The sequence below is a fragment of the Methanofastidiosum sp. genome (assembly GCA_035362715.1).
Taxonomy (GTDB): domain Archaea; phylum Methanobacteriota_B; class Thermococci; order Methanofastidiosales; family Methanofastidiosaceae; genus Methanofastidiosum.
The window spans coordinates 72,776-95,130 of record DAOSDU010000006.1 but is presented as its reverse complement, the minus strand read 5'-3'; the positions used below and the strand labels follow the sequence as shown (position 1 = coordinate 95,130).

Here is a 22,355-nt window from a genome sequence, read left to right as displayed (position 1 = left end):
ATGGATGCACTTTCGATTGTATATTCTGGCGAATCTGATGCGGCCATCTGGATTGAGAATTCAATTCTCACTTTGAGCCTTGATACTGAAACTGAATTTGATATTACTGGCAGCTCTTTGGAAGATCTAGCGCTGGCCCTAAATTTAGTGGAGGGCATAACGGCTGTTTTGATAGCTGACGGGGATATCCAAGCATCAGATCTAAACGAGATATCAAGCGAATACTCTGCCGACATAAAGTCCAGGCCCTATTTTTTAGGCCACGGGAACTACTCAAATCCTAAGAAAGTCTCTGAAGTTTCCCACAAAAATGCTGAAGAGATACGAAACTCTTGGCTTGACGAGGCCGATGCACTGATAGAATCACTGACCGGCCTTAATTTTAGGGCCAGATCATTAGAGGGTGTCTCGATTGACATAAGGGCAAGAGACATTTTCTCAAACGAGGATTACGGAGACTACCGCCGTGCAAATGGACTTTATTTTAGGCAGTTTGCACCGATAACTTCAATTGAAGCACTTGCAATAGACGGAGTTTCTGTAACGCCCTCAAAAGCCATAGTGGATTATGACAGGATTATTCTCTCTTCAAGCGCTGAAGTCTCCTCATGGCAAATCGGAAAATCCAAGGCTACAGTATCCCTCACATACGGCTATGCAAAAGGCTCAAGGGAGTCTGTTTTGGCATCGGAGTTTGCAACGCTCTACACCTGCAACATGCTCTTTGAGTCCGACCTAAGGCTGAGACAGAAGGCAGGTGCCACAAAGATAACGCATGCATCAGTCGTCTTTGAAAATGACACGATCCCAGAAGAGGCCATCTCGAGAAAGGAGATTGAGCTTAGGATGAAGCTAATCTTAGAGCATCTGCCAAAGAAGATGAGGAGTGTTTTAGGATGAGCTTTGAACCGATCTCATTTCTCGCAAACGTTGAAAGAATCTTCAGCACAGCCACTGGACTTTCTGATGTAAAGAGTTGGACAAGGCCTACAAAGCTCTCAACCTCCCTTGAAACTCCTGAAGTTGCAATCGAGATTATAGCGGGCAGCATGGACTCAATATCGCTGTCTTACCCCAACAGGCAGATTGAGTTTTATGTCCGATTTGTGATCTTTGAAGAGCAGACATCAAACGCATCTAAGATTGGGACAATCTATTCAGGGATCATCGATGCGGTGAGAAGCAATCCAGACCTAAAAACAAAATCCGGATCTGCAACTTGCGATTATTTTGGAACATTTTATGGCAGAAATATCAGCTTTGATCTGGCCGCAACTGAAAGAAATGGTGTTTCTGTAAATGCAATGAAAATCGACGTACCATGTCTGGTACGGGACATCTAGGTGAAAATCATGGCTTATACAAAAGGAGACGTTTTTGTAAAAAAGGAAAGCACGTGGGGAGTTGGTGTTGATCCAACTTCACCCACAAGCGGAATAGATGAGATATTGGGCCTGGACTCTGAATATGAGTACGGCCTTGAAAATCAGATAACTGCTGTAAATCCGGCCGCAATGGCATACCCTTCAGAGATATCATACCACACTGCAAAGGCAAGGGGGAAGATAGATTTCGTATATAACGGGGCACTGCCGTTTGCGCTGATGCTCGGAGGGATTTCAAATTCAGATCCCCTAGAAGATGAATCGCCTTACACATGGACGATAACGCCCTCAGGCACTCCAATTCCTTTCACAACTTCTTGCCTCATGAAAGGGACAAATGACAAGATAGCGCAGATTCTTGGGTGCTACGCAAAGAGCCTATCATTTAAGATGGGACTAAACGAGCCGGCATCTGGAACTCTCGACATTGTTGGAAAGGACCTGGATTTAAACAATCCTTTCACTGCCCCAACAACAGTCGCAGTTGATGACTCAAAAGCATGGAAGCCCCATGAGTTCACATATTCTATAGGTGCAATATCGGGCATCACATACATAACGGATCTAGAATTTTCAATCTCAAGAGGCATTGATGTAGGACACGGCCTTGCTGCAAGATCCCCCTCGACAGCATACTCCGGAAAGTTTGAGGCAATAAATGGATCAATAACAGCTTACATCCCAGACTCAATAACTGCAAACGAAATAGAGCAGCTGGTGCTTGGCGGGACCTCTACAAATGAAGCACTTGCTGCAAAGGATATTGTAATTGACAAGGGCTATGCAGACGAGGCATCAGATTCTCTAAAGATAACTCTTTCAAACTGCATCTTTTCAGACTACAGCGCAGTATTCCCCCTTGACACAAAGATGAGCTACAAGTTTTCATTCTCTGGCACATCCGCAGAAGTTTTTTGGGAGGCACCTTTTGCAAAGACCAACTGGTGAGGCGATCATATGGCGATAGTTGAAAAATCATACTTTCTGCATGAGCGGGATGAAAAAGGGGAGCTGAAAGCAATCATTATCGAGATTGAGCATGGCAAGGATGCCAAGGTCATACCAATCCCTGAGGGCGAAATAGCACTTTTGTCAGATCCTCAAAAAGGATACGATATTCTATCAGCACATATTGTTGAGCCAAAGCTTTCCTCTGATGAAATCAAAAAGTTTGGGAAGACAAAGGCAATTGCGCAACTAGTCCAAAAGCTCCTTGATATCAGTGACATAAAAGAATCCTTTCGTTCTGAGCCTGGAAACAAAGGCAAGGCTCCTTGAGGAGCAGGTGCTGCACCAGCTTGGATATAAGGTTTGGGAAATACCAAGACTCACAATCCTTGAAAAAAGGAGGCTTGTGAGGGGCTATATTTTGTACCAGAATCCGGAAGACACCCAGGAAGAAAAGAGAATTCAGGCCGAAGAGCTTATCAAAAAGAGAAAAGAGCATGCAAGAGCAAAATGTCAAGATAACTGTAACTGCTGAAGACAGGGCATCAGGCCCTATAAAAAATGTTGAGTCGGCGCTTGGCGGCCTTGAGAAGGGCACATCCAAAGCCGGCGGGGCAATGTATTCTTTGGGCCATGCGGCAGAGGTAGCTGTGGGAACGATGGCAACTGCCATAACGACCTACGGCATTGCCGCAGTACAAAACTTGAATCGTGAGATGGTAAAGCTCTCTTTAGAGCAATCAAAGTTTCAGTCACAGACAGGAAATCTTTTGAAAAATGCAGGAATACAGTCCTACTCAAAGCAGATTGAAAAGGTGATAGGCCAGCATTCTGAACTGACATCCATCGACGACATCTCAATTCGGAAAAGCTTCAACAATCTGATAGCCGTAACAAAGGATTATGACCGGTCGCTAAAGCTCTTGTTAGCAGCGGAAGACTATGCAGCAGCAGAGGGTATGGATCTAGAGACTGCAACAAAGCAAGTTGCAATGGCTCTTAGTGGGAGCACATCAACGCTCGAACAGAACGGTGTCGTCCTTGATTCAGTCAGCATGAAATCAATGTCGGCAGCACAAAAGATGGACTACCTGGCAAAGCAGATGGAAAAATCTTTTGGCGGAAGTGCAGAGGCGCTCAGGAACTCAACTGCAGGGATATTTGCCAATTTTCAAAATCAGGTCCAAAATCTAAAGACGCTTTTTGGAGATGAGCTGACCGGGGCAATAGCGCCAACATTAGAAAACATTGCAAACAAGATTTCAGAGATGATAAACTCCGGGGAAATCCAACCGCTTGTAGATGCGTTTGGGAATCTTTTAGAACATTCGATAAGCTTTGGTTCTGAACTTGGCAACATTATCATGAAGCTCGCTGGCGTTACTTCTTCTGAAGAGGCGATCACAAAACTGGCCGATGCTTTTGACAGGGTATCATATATTTTGGGCATAATTGAAGATGCGCTTTCCAGGATAAGTGTCATTATCAAGGATTTACACCTTGACAAGATTATAGATCTTGGACTTAGGGCAACAAATCCCGGGGGCATGGCCATTTGGGATTATGCGGGACAACAAGTGCAGTATGAAAAGGCCGGAGCTTATACCTCTTATGAGGCGGCTGCTAGGGGGCAGTGGGTTAGCCCTGGGGCTGTAAGTCCAAACACACTTCCAATAGAATCAGAAAATGCCGCAGATGCATTGGGACGCTTGCGAGAGATAGAGCGTGCTGAAAATGAAAACAAGGAAAAGACAAAGCAAAACAGTCTTGAAATCACAAACAACACAAATGCGGTGCAGCTTGCAAATGAATATCTGGCTATTTTGAGGGGCAGCACAAGCAAAACTGCAGGGGAAGTTGATCAGTTGGGCCAAACTGCTGGCGGTGCAGTCAACTACATGAACAGCGCAATGAACATTGTCAGGCAGATGTTGAATCCTTCCGGAGGGGGCGGCAGCGGCTGCAGGACTTTTGGATCTTCTGAAAGAGTTCAAGCTGGAAGCGATATAGTCTATGAAGGCCCCGAAAGGGGGAATGCAGTCGTTACAAATTCTTTTTCAAGCGGCGGCGTAACTTACGAGACAATCCGCAATAGCTCCGGTGGTGCTCTCGTCGGTTACATGAACACAGCAACTGGAGAAATCTCAAAAAGAGTAAACGATGCTTTGATTACAAAAAAAGGCGAAGTTGTGCAGTTCCACAAGGATGACAATATTCTGGCGTTCAAGGATGGATCAAAGCTCCAGGGAAAAAGCATGGTCGTGAACAATACCTTCAATATTTCAGGAAGTGGCGACCCAGACAAGATCGCCGATGAAATCCTGAAGCGAATCAATAGAATCACCAGGGTGGGATTCTAGAATGGAAGCAAAAAGCAAGACGGAATATCTCGTGACATGGGTAGTCAGAGATAAAGACGGCAACATAAAAGAGATGGGAAATGACTACCCGAAAATAGAAAAAACGGAGAGTTGAATCTTATGGCAACACTCGTGAACAAAGGCCTTGAAATGAAGGCCAAACTCTTGAATGGTGTATCTACTGCCCCATTCACATATATCGCACTAGGCTCTGGAACAACAGCAGAGGCAAACGACCAAACAGCATTAGTCACAGAAATTACAACTAACGGCGGAGCAAGGGCGGCTGCCACTTGCGAATATGAGGCTGACTACAAGGCAAAGTGGACAAAGACCTTTTCCTTTACAGGAAGCTTATCCGTCAACGAAGTTGGAATTTTCAACGATGACGGGGATCCTGCAGGGGACATGCTGATGAGGCACAAGTTCTCAGCGACAAAGGCTGTTGAAGGCGGCGACTCTCTGCAGATCATTATCAAAGAGACTGAATCCAGGGCATAAATCTATTTTTTTTTATTTTTTTAAAATTGGGTAAAGTGATAGACTGGCCGGATACGACTACAGTTTTTCAGGTGTGAATAAAAAGCAAGAGGTAATTGAAAAAAGGACTCTTACTTCAAAAACATTTCAAATTGCGCCAGGAAAGTTCAGAAAGATCTATCACGAAAAGCCCATCCATTATGAAGATGACAATCACAATCTAAGAACTATTGATATAACGATCCGTGAAGAAAAAGACAAATTCATAATGGACAAGCACAAATTTTCTGTTGGATTTAGAAAAGACAGAAAGAAAGAAAAATATTTTGGCTTCCGAAAAGGGTATGATCAGCAATACGAAGCAAGTATCGCTAAGATCATACTGAATGGGGAAGAAGTTACTTTTGATAGATTTACCAAAATTGTGCGGGTAAATGATTACGAACTGAAGCACGTCATTTCTGATGGCATCTGGATCCACAACAGGGTCCATGAGCGCTATGTCCAGGAATCTATTGTGGTGGATACCGAAAAGATCCATTTGAAAGATGTTGAAGTCTGGTATGAGCTGCATCTGAAGGGACTCCATCCGAAGGGGAAAAAGGCAGAAACATTTACTTTTGAACTGGATACAAAAGAAAAAATCTGGATACCCAGGCCCAGGATGTGGGTAGAAAATCTTGATTACTTCTCGCAACCTTTGAAGCACAAGATCGTAAAAAAAGAAGGCAGAATTTTCTATGTCAAGTACTTTGATGATAAGGCCAAAAATTGGGCGTGGATGGTCCAAAAATACGGCCTTCTCGGTCCCGGCAATGAAAAACTGAAAGGCAAAAAAACAATATATATCGATTCTACAACTTATTATTCCACTTCTGCAGACGGGGATATAAAAGGAACATACAGCACGTCTTGGAGCACGGCACGCACAAGTGGTGCCACAGTTTATGACACCGCCACAGCCATAGTTGTCAGCACGAGCAAATCCTTTGATAAGCAGCTTCTAGGCTATGCATACACGATAAGAAGGGGATTTCTATACTTTGATACTTCAGATATCCCAGACGGCGCAACAATCGATACAGCCGCTCTTTCTGTTTATGTCTATTCAACTAGCAATGGTGCCACGCTTTGCGCATTGAAAGGGACACAGGCAGCTTCACTTACAACAAGCGATTTCACAGCGTATAGCGGGAGCTCTTATGGCACTATAGCTACAAGCACCAACGGCTACAAAACAATCGACCTTGACGCAACTGGCAAATCAGACGTTTCAACAACAGGCACAACAAAATACTGCTTGATGGAATACACCTATGATTATGCAGATAGTCCGCCCAGCCTGACTACTGCTTATACCGGATATATCTATTCGTCTGAGTATTCTGGGACAAGCTATGACCCAAAGCTTGTGATAGAATATACCGAGGCTTCTGGAGAGGAATATGAAGAAACAGTTACTTATACTGGAAATGCTGCAGTTGCGGTGACCGCAGCCGGAGTAGCTCGAGCAGCAACAATAACTTATACTTCAAACGGTGCAGTTTCTTGCACTTATGGCTTGATATATTCTGAGACTATAGCTCTCACAGGATATGGATCAATAGTTATACAAGATATTGATACCGATATTGAAACAATACTTATCGCCAGCAAAGGCAGTGTTTCTTGTGAAGAACAAGTGGGGTATAATTCATTAGCTGAACTTACAGGGACAGGTGCAGTAACAATTGCGGCAACAGCAGCATACAGCCAAACAATCACTTACCAAAGCTATGCGGCAGTTGAAGTTGCAACTGTTACTGATTATATTTGTAATATTAACTATACCAGCTTGGGCGCTGTCGTTTCCCAGGACAAAGACACTGATATTGAACTTATCACATTTTCAGGTTATGGATCATCTGCCGTTTCTGCAATTTCCAGCTTGGCCTTATCTGTAACTTTTGATGGGGCCGGAACAACTGAAGCTTTAGGGCATAAACAGTTGGTCAGTATTTCAAACATCACCGGCGCAGCAACTTTTGAAATAGGCGCAATCTTAGGGAAAGTAGTTGAAGTCGCATTTGGCGGCGCTGGATCAGTTACAATACAAGATATTGACATTGATCTTGAGATAATATCATTTGGGGCCCAAAGTGAAATACAAATCGCAGCAGCCACAAATTACTCATCTCTCGTAAACTACACAAGCATTGCTTCAATAGTCGCTTATGACGTAGAGACTGATATTGAACTGATCACATTTACCAGTGCCGGTGCATTTGGAGTATGGGATTATTCGGGGTCCACGGCAGTGGTAGAATACCAAAGCAATGCAGCAATTGAAATTACAACAGTCACGGATTATATTTATGGTATCAATTACACAAGCACCGCTTCAATAGTCACAAATGATATAGACACTGATATTGAACTTATCACTTTTATCGGTGCCGGGTCAGTTGAAATAAGCCGGACAACAGATTATACTTATAGCGCCTTTTTGAATGCGGCATCTTCAGTTGAACTATCTGCAATCGGGAATTATTTTTCTAATATAATCACGACAGGATTGTCCTTTGTCACCTTAACAGGGCATATGAATAAGTATGATCTTCTTGAAGTTTCTTCTCAAGCTGCAGTAGAGATAATCACGACAACAGATTATACTTATAGCGCTTTATTGAGTGCAGCTTCCTCAGTTACAATTCAGGACATTGATTATGATATCGAACTAATCCTTTTCTCTGGCCATGGATTAATCCAGATCCAGGATCTTGAGCTAATAGATTATATCTCAAAAGCTAAAATAATTGTTTATACTTTATGGACCCCTCCCGATATTATAATGCTCGGTGCCGGTTCCCTAGAGTTAGCCGCAAACACAGATTACATAATAAGCGCTACATATGCTGCAAATGGATCTCTTTTGCTCCAGGACATCGATTCAGACACTGACCTGATAGAGATTGCCGGCATGGGATCAATCACAGCAGAGATAAAAACAGATTTCAAAAAAACACTAAACATTATCGGGATAGGGGATCTTACATTCAACGGCATCACCTCATATATCATCAGTGAAGCAATAACAAGTGATGCGCAAATGGATATTCAATTGAATACTTCATTTGTGGGGGAAAACGAAGCAGCTGGCGCCAGTACCATGGAAGTTGCAACTGCATGCGTCTATCACTCATTAATAGAAGTAGATTCTCATAGTTCCATAATTATCCAGGATGTTGATACAGATATTGAGATACTCACTTTTGAATCCAAAGGAGCATTTCAGTTCACTGAGGTTGAATCAATAAATTATTCTTCTTATGGCGCCTTATCAATAAAATCTGAAACATCCGGAGCGACACCACTTTTTTGGGCCATAATTGTGGGACAGGCTGGCGATGTTGAAATAGATCTTTCAGCCTTAAACATAATTGAATATGCAAGATTCACTGACGAGAAAGGAAAAAGATCGGATTACTTTGAAATCAGTTTATACAATGATAACGGGGCGTTATCCGAAACATTTGAGGTGGGGAATGAAGTATTCTTCTATGTCGATGAAAATGATCCGCCGGTCACAAAGATCTTCCATGGCCTTATCACCTCAGTTGAGTTTGAGCTGGACGAGTACAGGAGCAATCGCATAATACTTTCTGGCGAAGACTATGGGTCAATTAGGGCCGGCCAAACAACTATATCAGGCGCCGAAACTTATAACAACAAAACTGCCGATGAAATAGTTTCAGATATTATTTCTAGGTATTGCCCTGAAATAACAACAACTAATCTTGAAACTTTTGCGGAAGCAATTCCATCCATGACCTTTGCATGGGAGTATGTTGGCCAGGCAATTGATAAAGTTGCTAGCCTTGTGGGTGCTGACTTTTACATTGATGAAAATGACGATTTGAACTTCTACGATGCGGCGGATCTATCAGCAGACCACGTTATATCAAGTGGGGAAATCATAAGCGCTAAGATCAAGCGAGATGCAATGAAATACTTTGACAGGGTGTATGTTGTCGGCGGCAAACAGGGATTTTTGGATTTCAGCCAGTCCACAACTACAACAGAAGTTTCTCTGCACGATAAATCCTATGCCTCGACATTTACGCCCTCAAAATCAAATATACTGTTCCTGGACGTTTATGTCAAAAAGGTAGGAAATCCTCTTGATGATATGATCTTCACAATCGTAGAAGATAACGGCGGAAATCCAACTGGAAGCATTATCGGCTTTGGATCAATCCCTCAAGAAGATATTTCCACTGACGGCGGCTGGGTAAAAACAACGCTTGTTGATTGTCAGCTTGACATATCAAAAACAAACTGGATCGTTTTCAATATTATTGGCACGGCAACAGACACTTACAAAGTTGTGCATAATAACACAACGACAAGCGGCCATAAATACAAAACTCTTGCTGGATCATGGACCGCAGCAACTGGGAAGCTGGCCTTCAAGACTTACTATGGGGTGCAGATTGTAAAAAGCGCCACAACAGAAACAATGATGTTTGAATACCATACAGATATCCCAATTATAGATCTGACCATCCAGGAGGCAGACACTGCATTGACTTTGGCGCAGCAAAAGGCAATAGAATATGCGCTAAAAAATGCATCCCGACTCGTGATAAATCCCCCCGGGAAAAGATTGAAGGCGGGCCAGGTTATTGAGTTTACTTCCCTTCCTGGAATGCCAACGCTTGAAGATCAAACAATACTGTCGGTAACTTACGAGATAAAAGAGCGGCAGATTTCAACAGTCACCTTGACATGCACAGCTGCAGATGACTTTTACTCCGCATTTGCAAACTTGTTTTCCGAGCTTAGAAGGCTGAAAGTCAAAAATATCCTGGAATCACAGGAGCAGACAACAGATTATAAAGAGACAACTGAAACACCTGCAGTCGTATTATCAGAAAATATTTTTGAGACGGCAACAGATTATGAGACCGAATATGATGACAATGAAGCGAGATGGGACGTGAGCGATTGGACATAATAGAACTAGTGAGGGGGGATAAAAATCCTTACCTTGGAAAATTCAAGATTGTAGAATATGATCTTGAAAGAGACAAGGTCATTGGAGGGTCATGGCAGAAGAATCTGATCACAAACAAACTAAAAGCTGCACTTGCAGATGTGCTGACAGGAGATTATGATGCAAATAAACATGTTCTAGGAAAGTTAGCGGTGGGTACTGGAAGCTCGGCAGTTGCAGCAACAGATCTGGCCCTAACAACACAGTTAGGATCATTAAAATCTTATGTCCCCGGGAGCTTGCATAACAATACCTATTCAAATAAATCTGAGGCAACTTATTATTTTGATTACACGGAAGCTGATTATTATGGCACATGGGCGGAGCTTGGACTTTATGCTGCCAATCAGACAGACCTTCTTACTCACTCATTGATCTCTCCAACAAAAACTTTCAGCAACACAAAAACAATGACTGTTTATTACGTTATAGAATTTTAAAGGTATATTCATGACATTTACAAAAAAGGTATCGGCAGGGGCAAAAATCACCTCGGCTGATTTCAGGCAGTATTTCGGGGATTTCTTTCCTGAAGGCAAAAAGACAGGATTTACAGTTTCAGTTGACAGTGGCCTTAATCTTAGCGTTTCTGCTGGAACTGCATATGTAAAGGATGCGGCCGGGGGCATGTTTCAAGTTGTTTCAGATGCTGCAGAATCTTTGACAGCAACAGCAAATAGCACAAACTATGTTTATCTGCATTCTGACAACGGCGCTAACTGGCTCACAATCTCAACTTCCGTAACTTTGCCGGATGATGCGATGCTACTTGCGACAGTTGTTGCGGGGGCTAGTTCAATCTCTTCAATTACAAACGTTATTTCGGGATTACCCTCGTTTGTACCGCCTGGAGTTATTGTGGCTTGGAGTGGGGTATTAACAAGCATCCCATCAGGATGGCTTCTTTGCGATGGAAACAACGGGACGCCTAATCTAATTGACCGCTTCCTTCAGGGCATAACGACTTCTTCAACAAATCCTGGGACAACTGGCGGTAGCCATACAAAGACTGTAGCAGGGTCTTGGACTTTTGCAGGGGACACCACCACAAGAGTTGCAGGATTTACAATTGATATTAGGCCAAAATATTATGAAGTGGCATGGATTATGAAAGCATGAGAGAATATTATTGTGTTAGATGCGGGGTAGTTTTGGCAAGGCCGATTGAGAGGACTGCTAGCTATTGCTATGATCAGAAGACCGAGGGAACTTTTTTAGTTTGTAAGAAGTGCAAGAGAAAGAGAGACAGGGTTATCTGGTAATTTATTACTATTTTTATATATAGTCTATTTAATCTTAAAATCTTTCAGTGCAAGCTCAATATCATCAAGTTTTATTGTTTTTCTTTTAGCATGAGTCGAATAGTCTTTTGCCTTTCTTGTTATCTGCCTTGCATATTCTTCAAGTGCCAAGGCCAAAGCTATGCATGCATCTTCAGAAACTCTCTCTATCCCCTCTCCCCTAATCAATCTCCCAACTGCAGCCAAAGCAAGATCTTCGGGTTCTTTTATAATAAACCCCCCAAATTACCAAATCTTAATCAGAGCTATTAAAAATAAATACTATTTAAAACTAACTAAAAATAGCATAAATATGATATATTAATTATAATAAGAGAAGAATCTACCTTAAATTTAGCTTGTTAGATAATTAGAAATAGTATTTCGCCTAGGCTGAATTACAGACTATTTGACCACCTAGGCAATCTACCCGCTTAATTTCGATTTATAAATTTAATTGTTGAATAGTCCAGGGCTGTTCTGCCAAAAGAAAGTAATGGCGCCCTGGACAATAGCTAATTATTATTTTACCTTTATAAAAATTATTATCAAAATTAACTAATATATGCCAGTATAAAAATAAGTTCCATTTTTATAGATATATTTTACTTCCTTATTTTCTCTTAATAATTTCAAGGATTTTACAATGGCTCTTTCTCCAAGTCCTGGACAATTTTTTGATATATTCTTTGCAGTTAGAGGTTTTTCATTTGAAGCGTTGTTTTTTATGTACTCGTAGCAAAAACGTTGCGACATAAATAAAAAAAATTGTTACTCTTAAAAAAGATTACTATTCATTTTTCATGAAAGAATCTAAGTCAGATTGATGATTTTTAATATTTATATTATCTTTATTTGTTAGAGAGTTTATATAATCATTTGGTGTCATAAACAATAGTCTCAAATAATTAATTAGTTCTTCATCTGATAAATCAAAAATAAAATCGCCTGGATTTTTTCCTTTTATTGATGATTTAACAGTTTGAAATTTCAATGCTGTACGTTTTAAAATTTCCCATATTTTTTCTCCATTACCTATTACCTCTTCTAGTTTCTCTGCATCTTCATTTTTCGGAACTGAACCTCCAAAATCAGTTCTAAACCAATGGCCTACTGTGTGGAGATAATTATCAGGAAAAACTTCCAATAAATCCTTAATTTTAAAGTCTTTACTCTCTCGTATTATCGATAGTATTTTCGCAATTGTTGGTTGATCCATCCTATATAATCTCATTTTAGCAAAATAGTCGCCTTCCATGATTTTTCTAGCACCTGGAGAAGCGCCCCAGTTAACCCTTTTTACATCTGCAAATTTACTTGACGTTTTTTTCTTATTCTCAAATGAATTTATTTCAATAATTTTTCCAATGGGGCTATATATAGATTTTAGATTTTCTAATTCTATCTCAATTTGTTCTGGCTCTATAATCGTTGGTATAGAGTCCTTGCCATTCAATAGTTCCTTTTTACAATTTGGGCATTTTGTCTTTGAAATAGGATTAAATATTTCTTTTAGAGTAGTATGGCAAAAAGGACATAAGAATTTCAAACCTTCCATTAAAAATTCGTCTTCCCCTGGGTGTATCACAAATTCTATAGAAGCTTTTCCATTCCATTGAACACATACTATTTTAGGGAACCCGTCTTCATAATTTTTTAGTATTTCAACAATAGTTCCCTCTTTAGTTTCTTTAGAAAAACTACTTTTGACCTTCATTCCAATAAATTTAATTTTATCCCAGTCAAATTCATTTTTCATTAAAGGATCAACTCTTATCCTATCAATATAAAATTTATACGGAACTATGGTGCTATCATTAGCAAATACAAAAATAGGATACCATTTGAAGTTATTGGAAATAATAATCATATTTCTTAAAACATAGTTATACCCATATATCCTGTTGGCATAATACAGGGCTTCTAGATCCCAATTCTTAACACCAAAAAAGTATAGGGCGTCCTTTCGGTGGTATTTCTTGAAATTGTCACCTGTAATGCCATTAAATGCAGCAATTAATTCTTTTGAAGTATTTGCAATGAATACTTCTCCATAAATATTGTTGATTATCTCATTAATTTCAGTATAAGAAGGATAGTCATTTGTGAGGGATTTCCATTTATATTCTATATGGTTTACTGGAACAATTTTTTGTATATCAACCCGCTCTTGGATAATCTTGACAAATTCTTCACTCATTTCGATCATTATAGAATATATTTCTAAAGGATTAAGATTGTTGTTTCTCAACTTTTTAACAGCATAAGCAGTAGTTCCAGTACCTCCGAAAGGATCTAGTACAATATCCTCCTTTTTTAGATTAATTTTTTTTAATAATTCATCAACTAGTTTCTCTGGGAATACTGCGGTGTGTTTCCATTTGGAAGGCTGTAATGGAATACTAAGAACATTATTTTCTTTTTTATAGATATTATGTTTATTCTTGGATAGAACTATTACAGGCTCATAAGTATTTGCAAATCTGTCCTTCACAGATGAGGGCATATGATTTGGTTTATACCACATAATAATATCTTCAACTATCCAACCATCTTTTTGCATGTGATAAGCAAGTCTATAAGGTATTAAAAGTAAGTTCGACTTTCCATACTTGTTAAAATATTTGTCGCCAACATTTAAGAAAAATATACCGTCATCTCTTAGTTTCTCTCTTAGTTTGCTAAAAACTGAAACTAGCTTCCCAATATATTCCTCTGAAGTCTTTTCTGAACCAATTTGGCCCTCAAATTCATAATCTCTTTGGGCCCAATAGGGTGGTGAAGTTATAGCAACTGCAATTGAATTATCCTCAAGAGAAGTTAGACATGCATAAACATCTCCATGTAAGATTGTATCCTCTGGCATAAGCATTACCTTTTGATTATTGGGTATCAGTATTAAAAATATATAAGATTTAAAGGTTGTCCTAAGTGTTATTGTATTAACAAAGAGGTCTTATGACCTCTCCAACTTTTACTCTTTTTCCTATTATCCCTCTATTTTTGAATAATGAAATATTATAAAATCGTGGCGTTGATGGAAAATGAGAAAATCTTTTAGGGTTACCTTCTATATCCTCAAACCTTAGATATATACCATTATTCTTGATACCAATTCTGCAGTCAACAGGGTAATTTGGATTTGATTCATCATATCCCCCTTTACCATTAAAAAAGAATCTGTCGAATTTATTGCCTTGAACTCCATTTGGAACATTTACTATATATAAGATTATATCAAAGTATTTGCTGCTGAGAGTATTCAAGGGATCAGTGAAAAAAGGGGAAGGATATGCCAAATAATTTAATCCTACTGCAAAACAGGTAACAGTTACATACTTCTTATTTTCTATTAATGTAATCTGAGGTAACACACTATGTTTTTTAGCCATTAGAGGATCTGGATGCTCAGTTTTTGCTTTTTTTAGCAATGGGGGTTCATATGATATTTGATTCCATTTTGCTTCAAATAGCCCTACTTCGTCCTCTACTAAAGAATCTCCAAGATTTCCTAAGGCATTCAAACTCTTAGAATCGACAAGTAATAATCCGCCGTCATAGTTCTCATTAATCTCAAAGTCTAGATCTAAGATCTCAGCTATTTTAGTATAAGAATTATTAGTTAGTACGACCGCATAATCTGAGGAATTTGGAGAATAGTATATACTATATTCAATTTCATTCTCAACAAACCATTTAGTCATATTTTCATTGACAAATCTTTCGATAGCTACTTTATATAATGGTGAGGAGGCGAGTCTCCATCTTAATTCCTTTTCTTTTTCTCGATCCAATGAAGAATTGATGCAAGATTCAAGAACATCTCTCAAATCATAATCATATAAGGTCCGTGCCCTGCCACTTCCCTGCCTTGAAAGAAACTGAAACATTTCATCAAAATGAATATTTTTGATATTTTTTGTGAACTCATTATATTTATTCCCTAAAACTTTCTCAACTAGTTTAAATGAGATATATTCGTACTGTTCCATTTGGTACACCGATTTATCGAACTGACAAAAGAATATAGAGTTATCGGTATAAAACTAAAGTATATCATTGCGACCAGTAATAAATTCTTTTGTAATGGGACTTTCATTGTCTAAAATATATCCTTCGTTAAAATAAATGAATTTAACTCGGTGAGGTGAACATGGGGTACATTTTTTTATTTTTTCAAAATACGGATTCCTTGAATATACATATCTAAAAGATTCATTTTTCAACTTTCCAGCTTTTGCTATATTATTACCATAAATATTGAATAATTGGCCATTTGGAATACTAATTAAAAGTACAGCTAAAGTAGAATAATTATTATCTGGATCATATATCGTTTGTATGGCATAAGTTAGACAAGGATATTCAAAATAAGAATAAGGTAAATTTGGAATTGTTTTAATCATAGTTCTTTTTGTGTAGGATTCAGTTGCACAATAGCTAGTCTGGTTTTTGCTAACAGGACATAAACCTTTATAATCTTGAGTTCTGCTATTTACTCTTGCCGTTTTAATTTCAATATGCACATATGCATTATTTGTCTTATAGAATAAGTCAGACCCAATAGGGCAAGAATTTGGTTCCCATTCTTCTACCATATAATGTGAAAAAATTCTTTCGGCGCCTTTTGCAATGTCTGAAGTTATTTTCTGTTCTGATTGATTAGCAAATTTCTCTTTCCAATATATTGTTATTTTGTCTCGTGACATAATCCCTTTAATTACTGGATTTATGTTTATATATAATTGATTATAAATAATATTCAAATATTTTTCTTCCAATCTTTCTAAGTCTAAATCAGATATAAAAATAAAATCACCCAATAAACTTATCTAGTTTATAATTATTTGATGTTGATTTATTTAAAATAAATTTTTTTGTCATAACTTCTCCTTTAGTGAGTACCATTACTTGAAATTCATTTTCCGTTTCTGGCATATAGAAAAATCTTTTAGGCATTTCCTCTAAATTTTTGAATACTAAATATTCTTCTTTTGAACTTTTAATGTATATCCTAGAATCAAAAGGATATTTTTGATCAAGGGTCTTATCGTACCCATTTTTGACCCCTCCAAAGAATTCATCATAGAATCGATCTTTTAATATTCCGTTTGGCACTGAAATCACGCAAAAAACAAATGAAAAGTAACTGGTATCTAGGGTATCAAGATCATCTTTAAAAAAAGTGGAGCCTTTGGGTAGGTAAGACAGGCAACTAACAAAATTAGTAACAGTATAATATTTTGAACTATTGATTGATATAAATTGGGGCAAAACTTCATGTTTTTTATGTTTGAATTCATCATCATATTTTCTCAAAGCATCTTCCAACTTTTTAGGTATGTAGGATATTTGATTCCAGTTGGCAGTGCATTGACCTAATTCTCTTTTTTCCCTACCTGAAGCTTCGGCCTTTACAAGCCTATCATTAAGATTAAGTAAAGCGGATACACTTTTAGCATCGACATGCATCACAATGCCATTATAATCTGAATCTGGCAAAGTAATATCAAGATCTAGTAGTTTTATTAATTTTAGAATATCTTCTTTTTCTATAATTATGGCAAAATCTGATGCATTTGGGGAGTAATAGTGTTTATATCCAATATTGTTTTTAAGCAAGTATTTAGTTATGCTATCGTAGACAAGGTGTTCTGTGGCTTTTGAAAAAAAAGGAGCACTTGCAATTTTCCATCTAAGTTCATATTTTAATCTATCAGCTTCGCTAGAATATTTAGAGACGTCTTTGCCAAGTCTAAGTTTTTGGTAATATCTAACTACTTCGTGGGTCTTATACTCGAAGTTTTTATTTTCTCCCTCTTCTTTAGATCCGCCTCTTCCCGTTTCCTGTTTAGAAACAAATCTCAATAATTCATCAAAATTATATTTTTTCACTTCCTCTAGAAAAGTATTTATTTCTTGATTAATAGCAGCTTCAAGCAATTTAAGAGAAATATACTCGTATTCTTCCATCCGAACTATTTAATTATTCCTTATTTAAGAAGTTTACTCAAAAAATCCTGATAATAGAAAGACATATTAATTTTTTATTACTCATAGGGGCAATCATGAAAACTGAGTATAAAGAATCCATTGATCACTTAAAATCAAGGGATCCAGTCTTATCAAAGATAATTGATGACATAGGGGAATGTTTACTCTCAAAGAATAATAACTATTTTAGTTCTTTGGTAAGGATAATAATCCATCAGCAACTATCTATAAGGGTTGCAAATACAATATACAAAAGGTTTTTGGAAGTAATTAATAATAATCCCTCCCCAGAGGCCATATTGGAGATTTCAATAGATCGATTCAAAGAAGCTGGAATATCTGAAAGAAAAATTGAGTACATACTCGGATTGTCTATGCACTTCTTAACGTATAGAGTCGATGACGAATTTTTTAATAATTTATCGAATCAAGAGATCATTGAATACTTGACAAAAATAAAAGGATTGGGTAGGTGGTCAGCCGAGATGTTTTTAATTTTTTCAATGAATAGGCTTGATGTTTTACCCTTGGATGATATAGGATTTCTTAGAGCCTTGGAGAGATCATATGGGATAAAAAATATATCTAAAGAACAAATTTATAGTATAACTTCAAAATGGGGCCCATATAGTACTATTGCTGTTTGGTACCTATGGCAATCATCTAATAAAATGATTGTTCAATTATAAATTTTATATATTTGATTTTATTTTTTAATTCCTTTATTATCGTATCCTTCCTTATCATAGCCATCCTTGTCAAAGCCGTTATATCCATATCTTGTCCCGTTTCTGTGAAGGCCGTTTCTGTCAAATCCTTTTTTGTCGTACCCGTCCTTGTCAAAGCCGTCTTTATCCCTGCCAAACCTATCAAAGCCATTTCTGTTATACCCTTCTTTATCAAATCCCTTGTCATCGTAGCCATTTTGATCAATATTTTGAAAGTTAAATTTTCTGCCTGTGTATCTATGGATGCCTTGTTTATTGAATCCATTTCTATCAAAACCCGCTTTGGAGTATCCTGCTTTGTTATAACCGTCTCTATCAAATCCATGTTTATCGTAGCCTTTTTCATCATAGCCATACTTGTCAAAGCCGTCTTTAGTGAAGCCACTGCTATCAAAAACTTTTGTATCACTTATAAGATCTAAATAAACATTACATATAGGGCATTTTTCAAGTTCCATGACAAATTTAATCCCGCAGCTTGGGCATTGCTTTCCTAAAATATCAGACATATTAAATCATTCTCTTAATAAGTGGATGGGAGTAATATGAATATAAGTATATCCTAGTCTACTATGTCTCTATATCGAAAATCTATTTTAATTTTAACTATAAATGATTCCATAAATCGGGAGAACTATACTTATTTAAATGTACCATATAATCTAATGTGGGAGCCAATTAGAATAATTTCTCAATGGGTACAAAAATTATTTTTGGCCCCCCCATGAAAATAGTAAATTACTTTATAACTTATTTAATTCTACTAAAGAAAATATTATCATATTAATTAACTAGACAATAAATATTTATATTGAATATTATATTATAATGCATGTCTAAATTTGAATTTACACCTGAGCAAATAGAAATTCTACAATCTTATAAAAATAATAGTCTTAATACAGAAAAAGTCAAAAATTTGAGACCTATACAAGATGAAGCGCAAAATGAATGCAAAAAGATTTTGCATGACATAGAATTCATCAATGAAAAAGATATGGACTCGGATACTTTCTTTCATCTATTTAAAAAAATGAGGATTCTAGTTTCTAACAGGAATTTGTCAAATCTATTGTACCGAGACAATATAAAAGAGTTCAATTCACATCTTAGATATTTAATACACGGGGATGAACAATTATTCCCTGAAAGGATAGATAATTTCCTTAGATTGAAAGGCATGGGGGTCCACACATTATCACATTTTTTAACTGCTTCTGACAACTTCAAATATCCAATTATTACGGCACAAAATAAAGAAGCAATGAATATAAGTTCCGAACAAGATGAGGCAGCGAGAGAAGATGCCTTAAGTATGTTTAATGTTTCCGCGGATAATAAGTATTTTGACAGAACAATAGAGTATTTGAGAGATTTTATTATTTTTCAATCAGCTAAAGAACTATTGAACTTAGAAAATTATTACCTGTTGTCTGATATTCTTTGGTATGGTTATGATGAAGAAGACGGTGGCCCAGAAGAAGCATTAAAAGCTTATGGCTCAATTTCAATTGAAAATGATTTAAGGGATTTCCTGTCAATGAATCCTTCGGCCATTGAGAAAGGATTCACTGACGTAAGGAAAGAGTACGATACAAAAGAAGTTGGGAGGATAGACCTCCTTTGCAAGGACAACAGGGGAAATCAAGTCGTAATTGAGCTCAAGAAAGGCCGGAAAAACGATGAAGTGGTGGGCCAGATATTAAGGTATATAGGCTGGGTGAAGAAAAATTATGGCTCTAAAGTGAGGGGAATAATAATAGTAAACGAGCCAGATGAAAGACTTCAGTATGCTGTGGATGCGATAAATAACCTGGTAGAATTAAAATACTATGTGGTGGATTTCAAAATAAAAGACAAATACTGAATTTTCTTTATTTAATAAATCCTAAATCATTATAGAGGTAAAGTTAAGATATGTTCTGGTGAAAATGCACCTAATAGAAAACTCAATCCCAATAACAAAGGAAAACATAGACAAGGTCTTAGAGTTCATGCCGTATTTTGAAAACAAAGACAATATATTCTTTACTGTAGTGGATTGCTGGGTGGAGGATTCAGCAGAAGTTATCAATTTTCTGCATACGCTCTACAAGGAAAATTTTACCACCAGTTATGTAGGCCGTAAAGGAGAGCGTAGAGATGGGAATCATATATCTTTATTACTTAATAGAGCGATTCCCTTGTCAGAAGCTAATATACTGGACATTAGGGCTTTATTCAAAAAGATCTTAGCAGGAGATAGGCTTACTATGGGCGGGGGCTTTATTGCCGCCTCAATTGAGAATGGATTAGTCCTTGACATATTAAAAAGATTAAAGGAAATAAGGGATGAGATGGACTAGGTGTTAAGATGAAAATCGATTGGATTGTCACAGATTCAGATATTTCAAAAGTTAAGGCATTTTACGAAATGCATAAAGATAATCCTTTAGTGTTAAATCGAATTAAAAGGAATATTAATGGAAATATCCCTGAAGTCACGAAAGAGATATTTTGGAAGGAAATGATCACATGTCTTCTATCAACTCAGCAAAGATCTGGCCCAAGTAGCCCAATTACAAAATTCGTTTGCACCAAACCTTTTCTCTTGGATTATTCAATATGTAGCCACCAGCATGACCTAAAAAGGTTCATTGAAAAAACAATTACTGATTTTGGGGGTATCCGCCGGGGTAAATCAATTTCGGAGGAAGCATCGCTTAACTATAACTGGCTTAATAACGGTGGATGGGAAGAGATATTTAGAATTATTGGAGACTTAAAAAAAAGGCCTTCAAAGGAAACAGAACTTGAATGCGTCGATGTCTTGATAGATAATTTGAGGGGCTTTGGGCCGAAGCAATCACGAAATCTGCTTCTAGGTCTTGGATTGACAAGATATGAAGTGCCCATAGACAGCAGAATTACAAAGTGGCTTAAGGAATTTGGTTTTCCAATAGCATTATCGGCTGCAACATTGGCAGACAGGAATTATTTTAACTTTGTTTCTGAAGGATTTCAACAAATATGTAATGCATGCGGTATATCACCATGCGTTCTTGACGCAGCAATATTCTCAAGTTTTGATACCGAGAAATGGTCCGATGAAAACATGTAGGGTGAGCATCTTTAGTCATTATAATGATAAATACAAATTCCCTAGGATTAGCCCTTAATATTGCCAAGCCCAGAATTGATTAGGTCCGGGATTATGGCTACACACACTCCTATATACCCCTTACCTGGGCCTTTTATTTTTCAGTTAACAATAAATAGTATTATCCCAACTAATTTTCTTTCACTCTTTCTTATTGCATACTTAATTGTCTTTAGTTTAATTTGCCAATTGCTATGATACGTATGGAAGAATAATCCGTTCTCCAAAAAAGTGCTTCAGTAATTACTATCCTATTAAATAATCTTTCCTTTTAAATTTTTTAAAATTTTGGTAGCCCTTTCTTTATCCACAAAATCAAAATTTATATATTCTTTTTTCTCATCTGAAATATCATCGTCAAATTCAAATAATATTTTTTCCTTCCAAATAGGTATTTTATGATTAAACCTGCCAACTAAAATTAAATCTGGTATATTTTCCCCAAACTCACAATCTTTATTTCTATGCTTACAATAAAGACAAATTTCTACCATCGCATTCATTTTAATCCCTGTTTATTGTCTATATTAATATTTATAATTTTTTATCTTACAATTATATAACCCTATTGAAGATATTTTTTCAGTTAACAATAAATAGTATTAACATTTCAAATTATGCATGGGGTGCATTTCTGAAGCTATATGCAAGGACTGTGGCACAAGATATTCAATTCAAACAGGCGGTGGATTCACTAATCATGACCTGCACTGCGACAAATGCGGCAAGGGAAAAACCGTGTACTTTTATGAACTACGTGAAGCCCCCTCAAAATACAGATCATTCGAAGAGTATGCTGGAAAATGCGAGTGTGGAGGAAACTATACTATGGATGCTCCCCCAAGGTGTCCCAACTGCAAGTCTACTAATTTTGAATATGATCATACTAAAGATCTCATGTACGATTGAAAAAGAATTAAATTAACCCTCTTGATTTCCCTTTCAATCTTTTCTTATTGCAAATGCTCTAATTAAAATTAATTCAGTTCTGTTTCCAAAAAAGATA

General features: G+C 37.4%; 24 protein-coding genes. 16 read left to right on the top strand and 8 right to left on the bottom strand.

Annotated elements, in window-relative coordinates:
- The 11 genes from PLI06_05600 to PLI06_05550 all read left to right on the top strand — a co-directional run bounded on the left by PLI06_05600 (position 1) and on the right by PLI06_05550 (position 11,470).
- Complete coding sequence (locus PLI06_05600) at positions 1 to 900, top strand: hypothetical protein (GenBank protein ID HOI77068.1); 900 nt, start codon at positions 1 to 3, stop codon at positions 898 to 900.
- Entirely contained in the window at positions 897 to 1,343 is a 447-nt protein-coding gene (locus PLI06_05595) for a hypothetical protein (protein HOI77067.1), read from the top strand. The genes PLI06_05600 and PLI06_05595 overlap by 4 nt, the downstream gene beginning before the upstream one ends.
- Before the next feature lie 9 nt (positions 1,344 to 1,352).
- On the top strand, positions 1,353 to 2,333 hold the full coding sequence (locus PLI06_05590) for a phage tail tube protein (GenBank protein ID HOI77066.1): 981 nt from the start codon (positions 1,353 to 1,355) through the stop codon (positions 2,331 to 2,333).
- A 9-nt stretch (positions 2,334 to 2,342) separates the two neighbouring features.
- Entirely contained in the window at positions 2,343 to 2,663 is a 321-nt protein-coding gene (locus PLI06_05585) for a hypothetical protein (GenBank protein ID HOI77065.1), read from the top strand.
- Positions 2,664 to 2,670: 7 nt separating this feature from the next.
- The gene (locus tag PLI06_05580; GenBank protein HOI77064.1) at positions 2,671 to 2,868 is read left to right on the top strand and encodes a hypothetical protein; all 198 of its coding nucleotides are present in this window, start codon (positions 2,671 to 2,673) and stop codon (positions 2,866 to 2,868) included.
- The gene (locus tag PLI06_05575) at positions 2,831 to 4,693 is read left to right on the top strand and encodes a hypothetical protein (GenBank protein ID HOI77063.1); all 1,863 of its coding nucleotides are present in this window, start codon (positions 2,831 to 2,833) and stop codon (positions 4,691 to 4,693) included. Before PLI06_05580 ends, PLI06_05575 begins: the two co-directional genes overlap by 38 nt.
- A gap of 120 nt (positions 4,694 to 4,813) precedes the next feature.
- Positions 4,814 to 5,194: a hypothetical protein gene (locus PLI06_05570; protein ID HOI77062.1), complete on the top strand. Its 381-nt coding sequence runs from the start codon at positions 4,814 to 4,816 to the stop codon at positions 5,192 to 5,194.
- A gap of 73 nt (positions 5,195 to 5,267) precedes the next feature.
- Positions 5,268 to 10,169 carry a hypothetical protein gene (locus PLI06_05565; GenBank protein HOI77061.1) on the top strand — a complete coding sequence of 1,634 codons (4,902 nt, stop codon included), beginning with the start codon at positions 5,268 to 5,270 and terminating at the stop codon, positions 10,167 to 10,169.
- Positions 10,160 to 10,648: a hypothetical protein gene (locus PLI06_05560; protein ID HOI77060.1), complete on the top strand. Its 489-nt coding sequence runs from the start codon at positions 10,160 to 10,162 to the stop codon at positions 10,646 to 10,648. The genes PLI06_05565 and PLI06_05560 overlap by 10 nt, the downstream gene beginning before the upstream one ends.
- Positions 10,649 to 10,658: 10 nt before the next feature.
- Complete coding sequence (locus PLI06_05555; protein ID HOI77059.1) at positions 10,659 to 11,327, top strand: hypothetical protein; 669 nt, start codon at positions 10,659 to 10,661, stop codon at positions 11,325 to 11,327.
- Complete coding sequence (locus PLI06_05550; protein ID HOI77058.1) at positions 11,324 to 11,470, top strand: hypothetical protein; 147 nt, start codon at positions 11,324 to 11,326, stop codon at positions 11,468 to 11,470. Before PLI06_05555 ends, PLI06_05550 begins: the two co-directional genes overlap by 4 nt.
- 24 nt (positions 11,471 to 11,494) lie before the next feature.
- Here the strand turns inward: PLI06_05550 and PLI06_05545 are convergent, their stop codons facing one another.
- The 6 genes from PLI06_05545 to PLI06_05520 all read right to left on the bottom strand — a co-directional run bounded on the left by PLI06_05545 (position 11,495) and on the right by PLI06_05520 (position 17,461).
- Complete coding sequence (locus PLI06_05545; GenBank protein HOI77057.1) at positions 11,495 to 11,719, bottom strand: NFYB/HAP3 family transcription factor subunit; 225 nt, start codon at positions 11,717 to 11,719, stop codon at positions 11,495 to 11,497.
- 327 nt (positions 11,720 to 12,046) lie between these two features.
- A complete protein-coding gene (locus PLI06_05540; protein ID HOI77056.1) occupies positions 12,047 to 12,244 on the bottom strand; it encodes a hypothetical protein in 198 nt (65 codons plus the stop codon).
- Between the two features lie 34 nt (positions 12,245 to 12,278).
- Entirely contained in the window at positions 12,279 to 14,354 is a 2,076-nt protein-coding gene (locus PLI06_05535) for a site-specific DNA-methyltransferase (protein ID HOI77055.1), read from the bottom strand.
- Between the two features lie 76 nt (positions 14,355 to 14,430).
- Positions 14,431 to 15,480 (bottom strand): hypothetical protein, encoded by a 1,050-nt coding sequence (locus tag PLI06_05530; protein ID HOI77054.1) that lies wholly within the window; start codon positions 15,478 to 15,480, stop codon positions 14,431 to 14,433.
- A 54-nt stretch (positions 15,481 to 15,534) separates the two neighbouring features.
- Positions 15,535 to 16,269 (bottom strand): hypothetical protein, encoded by a 735-nt coding sequence (locus tag PLI06_05525; GenBank protein HOI77053.1) that lies wholly within the window; start codon positions 16,267 to 16,269, stop codon positions 15,535 to 15,537.
- A gap of 34 nt (positions 16,270 to 16,303) precedes the next feature.
- Positions 16,304 to 17,461 carry a hypothetical protein gene (locus tag PLI06_05520; GenBank protein HOI77052.1) on the bottom strand — a complete coding sequence of 386 codons (1,158 nt, stop codon included), beginning with the start codon at positions 17,459 to 17,461 and terminating at the stop codon, positions 16,304 to 16,306.
- A gap of 95 nt (positions 17,462 to 17,556) precedes the next feature.
- On the opposite strand from PLI06_05520, the gene PLI06_05515 reads away from it, so the two are divergent.
- Positions 17,557 to 18,171: a DNA-3-methyladenine glycosylase gene (locus tag PLI06_05515; protein ID HOI77051.1), complete on the top strand. Its 615-nt coding sequence runs from the start codon at positions 17,557 to 17,559 to the stop codon at positions 18,169 to 18,171.
- 17 nt (positions 18,172 to 18,188) lie between these two features.
- Here the strand turns inward: PLI06_05515 and PLI06_05510 are convergent, their stop codons facing one another.
- Complete coding sequence (locus PLI06_05510) at positions 18,189 to 18,719, bottom strand: hypothetical protein (GenBank protein ID HOI77050.1); 531 nt, start codon at positions 18,717 to 18,719, stop codon at positions 18,189 to 18,191.
- Between the two features lie 323 nt (positions 18,720 to 19,042).
- On the opposite strand from PLI06_05510, the gene PLI06_05505 reads away from it, so the two are divergent.
- The 3 genes from PLI06_05505 to PLI06_05495 all read left to right on the top strand — a co-directional run bounded on the left by PLI06_05505 (position 19,043) and on the right by PLI06_05495 (position 21,310).
- Entirely contained in the window at positions 19,043 to 20,077 is a 1,035-nt protein-coding gene (locus PLI06_05505; protein HOI77049.1) for an endonuclease NucS, read from the top strand.
- 64 nt (positions 20,078 to 20,141) lie between these two features.
- Positions 20,142 to 20,555, top strand: a complete 414-nt coding sequence (locus tag PLI06_05500; protein ID HOI77048.1) for a DUF6508 domain-containing protein — start codon at positions 20,142 to 20,144, stop codon at positions 20,553 to 20,555.
- Positions 20,556 to 20,563: 8 nt separating this feature from the next.
- The gene (locus PLI06_05495; GenBank protein ID HOI77047.1) at positions 20,564 to 21,310 is read left to right on the top strand and encodes a hypothetical protein; all 747 of its coding nucleotides are present in this window, start codon (positions 20,564 to 20,566) and stop codon (positions 21,308 to 21,310) included.
- 293 nt (positions 21,311 to 21,603) lie between these two features.
- Here the strand turns inward: PLI06_05495 and PLI06_05490 are convergent, their stop codons facing one another.
- Complete coding sequence (locus tag PLI06_05490; protein ID HOI77046.1) at positions 21,604 to 21,852, bottom strand: hypothetical protein; 249 nt, start codon at positions 21,850 to 21,852, stop codon at positions 21,604 to 21,606.
- 118 nt (positions 21,853 to 21,970) lie between these two features.
- Between PLI06_05490 and PLI06_05485 the strand changes: the two genes are divergently transcribed.
- Positions 21,971 to 22,258 carry a hypothetical protein gene (locus PLI06_05485; protein HOI77045.1) on the top strand — a complete coding sequence of 96 codons (288 nt, stop codon included), beginning with the start codon at positions 21,971 to 21,973 and terminating at the stop codon, positions 22,256 to 22,258.
- The last annotated feature ends 97 nt before the right edge of the window (positions 22,259 to 22,355 follow it).